The sequence below is a fragment of the Bartonella queenslandensis AUST/NH15 genome, assembly GCF_000312585.1.
Lineage (GTDB): Bacteria > Pseudomonadota > Alphaproteobacteria > Rhizobiales > Rhizobiaceae > Bartonella > Bartonella queenslandensis_A.
Map to the genome: position 1 here is coordinate 37,410 of NZ_HE998006.1, position 3,561 is coordinate 40,970.

Annotated in this window: 4 protein-coding genes; all 4 read left to right on the forward strand. The window is 38.1% G+C overall.

From position 1 onward, the window contains the following. Positions 1 to 73 precede the first annotated feature (73 nt). The 4 genes from BN338_RS06755 to BN338_RS06770 all read left to right on the forward strand — a co-directional run bounded on the left by BN338_RS06755 (position 74) and on the right by BN338_RS06770 (position 3,468). On the forward strand, positions 74 to 310 hold the full coding sequence (locus tag BN338_RS06755) for a hypothetical protein (RefSeq protein WP_039760327.1): 237 nt from the start codon (positions 74 to 76) through the stop codon (positions 308 to 310). A 21-nt stretch (positions 311 to 331) separates the two neighbouring features. Beyond that, on the forward strand, positions 332 to 1,000 hold the full coding sequence (locus tag BN338_RS06760) for a response regulator transcription factor (protein ID WP_039760383.1): 669 nt from the start codon (positions 332 to 334) through the stop codon (positions 998 to 1,000). Then, positions 997 to 2,415 carry an ATP-binding protein gene (locus BN338_RS06765; protein ID WP_039760330.1) on the forward strand — a complete coding sequence of 473 codons (1,419 nt, stop codon included), beginning with the start codon at positions 997 to 999 and terminating at the stop codon, positions 2,413 to 2,415. Before BN338_RS06760 ends, BN338_RS06765 begins: the two co-directional genes overlap by 4 nt. A 288-nt stretch (positions 2,416 to 2,703) precedes the next feature. Further along, the gene (locus BN338_RS06770; protein ID WP_039760385.1) at positions 2,704 to 3,468 is read left to right on the forward strand and encodes a tetratricopeptide repeat protein; all 765 of its coding nucleotides are present in this window, start codon (positions 2,704 to 2,706) and stop codon (positions 3,466 to 3,468) included. Positions 3,469 to 3,561: the final 93 nt, after the last annotated feature.

Below are 3,561 nucleotides of genomic sequence, written 5' to 3' on the forward strand. Positions count from 1 at the left end.
TTTAAATCAACCCCAAAAAAAACATTATTTCTTTTATCCTTCACAAGGAGGAGGATAGGTTGTTGAGATATCTATGATGAAAAAAGTTTTCTTATTTTTAATGTTAGCAAATTTTTTAGGGGCAGATTCTGTTCTGGCTGCTAGTTGTGCTGAGGTGGGTAAGAAGGTTGCAACTCAAGAGAAAGGGGTTCTCGTCCGTTCAAAATTGGTTGTTCACGATGGAATGGATATGTGTGAAATTGTGGTTGTTATACCAGCCCGTAATGGTGAGAAATTACGCCGTGTTGAGTTTTCCGTTCCTGCTGATTAGTCTTTGGCAGATGGTGTTGTGATGCGTATTTTAATCGTTGAAGATGACCGGAATCTTCACCATCAATTAGCAGAAGCTGTAAAACGGGCAGGGTATGTTTCCGATAGTGCTTTCGATGGTGAAGAGGCTTATTTTTTAGGCAGCACGGAGTCTTATGATGCGGTGATACTTGATATAGGTTTACCGCAAATTGATGGTGTTCGTGTTGTTGAAAAATGGCGTCAAGAAGGGCGCACCATGCCTGTTTTAATGTTAACGGCACGAGATCGTTGGTCTGATAAAGTTCATGGTATTGATGCAGGAGCTGACGATTATGTTGTAAAGCCATTTCATGTGGAGGAAGTGATGGCACGTTTGCGGGCGCTCATTCGCCGTGCGACAGGACATGCGACAAGTGCCTTATGTTGCGGAAATGTTTTATTGGATACGAAGACATCTCGTGTTTTTGTAGATGGTCAATTGATTAAACTAACGTCTTATGAATTTAGACTTCTTTCCTACCTTATGCATCATTGTGACAGAGTTATTTCAAGAACGGAGCTTACCGAACATCTTTATGATCAGGATTTTGATAAAGACTCGAATACGGTGGAAGTCTTTGTTGGTCGATTACGGAAAAAGCTTGGAGTGGATTTGATCGAAACCATTCGAGGCATGGGGTATCGCGTGAGAACACTAGGTGATGGATGAATGTTTTCAAAGAAGATAATTGGTTTAAGAGGTTCTTTTTTGTCATTACGCGATCTCTCAGTTTACGTGTTATGATCTTATCAACACTATGGGTTGTTATTTCCCTTTTATCGATTTCTGCAGTGAGTATTTTATTTTATAAACGTTCAACTGAAGAGAGCCTAGAACGGATCCTTTCTGCTCAACTCTACAGTTTGATTGCAACAGTGAGGGTAGCCCCAGACGGTACTTTGAGAGGAGGGGCTGGGATTGATGACATTCGTTATACTGATCCAACAACGGGATGGTATTGGGAAATTGTTGCCATATCTCATAATTTAAAAGGAAGATTGACATCTCCCTCATTGGGAACAGAAGAGTTATTTACACCCAGCGATGTCGATATACCTTTTGACAATAAATTCTTTCGCTCTTATCGAATAAAGGGGAACAATGGTCAAAAGTTACAAGTGATTGAGAGTGATGTTGTTCTTGATAATAAAAATCATATTGCACGTTTTCGGCTTGTGGGGAATATGGATGAAGCTCATGCCCAAGTAAAGGAATTTAAGCGGACTTTGCAAATTTTTCTTTGGAGTTTTGGTCTTGGGAGTGTTCTTATTAATATTGCTATTATTTTCTTTAGTTTTCAACCGTTAAAACTTATTCGGCGCACATTGAATGATATTCGAGAAGGGAGAGTTCATTATGTGAATACGGATTTAGTCAGCGAAGTGATGCCCCTTGCACAAGAGATGAATGCTCTCATTAAGAATAACCAGCGTATTATTGAACGATTTCGCACACAGGTTGGTAATCTTGCGCATTCATTGAAGACGCCTCTGTCCGTGATTATGAATGAGACAGATAAGATGCACGGAAAACAGACTTTTTTGTTGAGAGAGCAAACGCAAATCATGCAAGCTCAAATTAATCATTATCTTCAGCGGGCGCGGATTGCAGCGCAATGCGATAGCATTATCTATCATACGTCTGTTCGTAGTGTAGTTGATCGTTTGGTGCGGGTTATGAAAAAGCTTAATCCTGAAAAACAAATTCAATTTATTATGGATGTTGATGATATTGTTTTTTCTGGAGAGAAGGAAGATTTAGAAGAAATTATAGGAAATTTGATTGAAAATGCTACTCAGTGGTCTCGCGCAAAGGTGTTGATCTCTTGTTGTTTAGACGAAAACGTTGAAGAAGAGAAATATTTTAGTATCCTTGTCGAAGATGATGGTCCTGGTTTAACAGAAGATAAAATTGATGAAGCGTTAAAAAGAGGGTGTCGGTTTGATGAAAGTAAGCCGGGGACAGGTTTAGGGTTAGCAATTGTTTCAGATCTGGTCAATGAATATGGCGGAAATCTTTTTTTATCGCGTTCTGTCTTGGGTGGATTATGTACAAAAGTCTTATTACCCAAAATGGGAGAATAACATATTTTCTTCTTAAGGAGGAAATGTCTATAAAGTTTGTGAGAAATATTTAGACAATGCAAAAAGTAGAGAGGCATTTCAGAAGATCTTTATAATCAAAATATGAAAATAAAGCCTTGTTTTTATTTTCTTGATAGAAGTAATCTTTATGCGAGAAAGGAACAAAAGATTTTACGATGTTTTTCATAAAAAGATGAATTTTTATCATTTCACATCACTCTTCTCATATCTCGTGAATAGGGGAAAAGATAAGCGCGTTATCTTCTGTTCGTATTGGAAAAAAATGATATGCTTTTACTCATTTTTGCAGCATTTTTTCTCACTTTTCTGACAATTATTCTGTTTCTTTCACTCCGTTTTGACGATGGGGGAGAAAAAAAGTGGAAAGTTCAAACTATAGATGCTGATAAAAGTCATAGGCATATGGTTGATACTCATAAGCTTTATAGGCCCTATACAAAAAGAAATATTCTTAAAGCTTTAAGTATTTTTTTTGTTCCTCTGATGACATGGAGTATTTATGGCTTGACAGGTAGTCCAGAAGTGAAAAGTTATTTTTTTAGCGAATTAATGGATAAGGATCCTAAAATTCTCAGTCAACAAGAAAAGCTTGTTCGTCTACAAGTGCTTTTTTCCCGTTCTCCTCATGATGGCAAGCTAGCAGATGCGTTAGCGGTAGGGTATCTTGAAGAAAGCTATTTTCAAGAGGCTATAAATACTTATTTAGATGCCCTTCGTTTGAATGGAGAAACAGCTCCAAGGCTTGTAGGATATGGTTTAGCATTGGTTGGTTATGAAGGGGGAATGATAACGCAAGAAGCACAAAATGCTTTTCAAAAAGCTGCGGATTTAGCGCCAACAGATTTTTATCCACGCCTATTGTTGGCCGATGCATTGCATCAAGCCGGAAAAACGGCGCAGGCAGTGCAGTTTTTACAAAACTTTCTGGATATAATGCCTGAAAATTTTACCGGACGATCACAGGTTAAAAAAATGATCATTCAGTTACTTGGCTCAGCAAGTGAACAGGCAAAGAAAAATCATCGTCGCTAATTGAGATAGAGAAAAGCTGTTTAGGAAGATAAGAGAAGTGAACACTCTAGAAGTGGAAGGTATGTGGAGGCGATAGAAGAACAGAAATGAAGA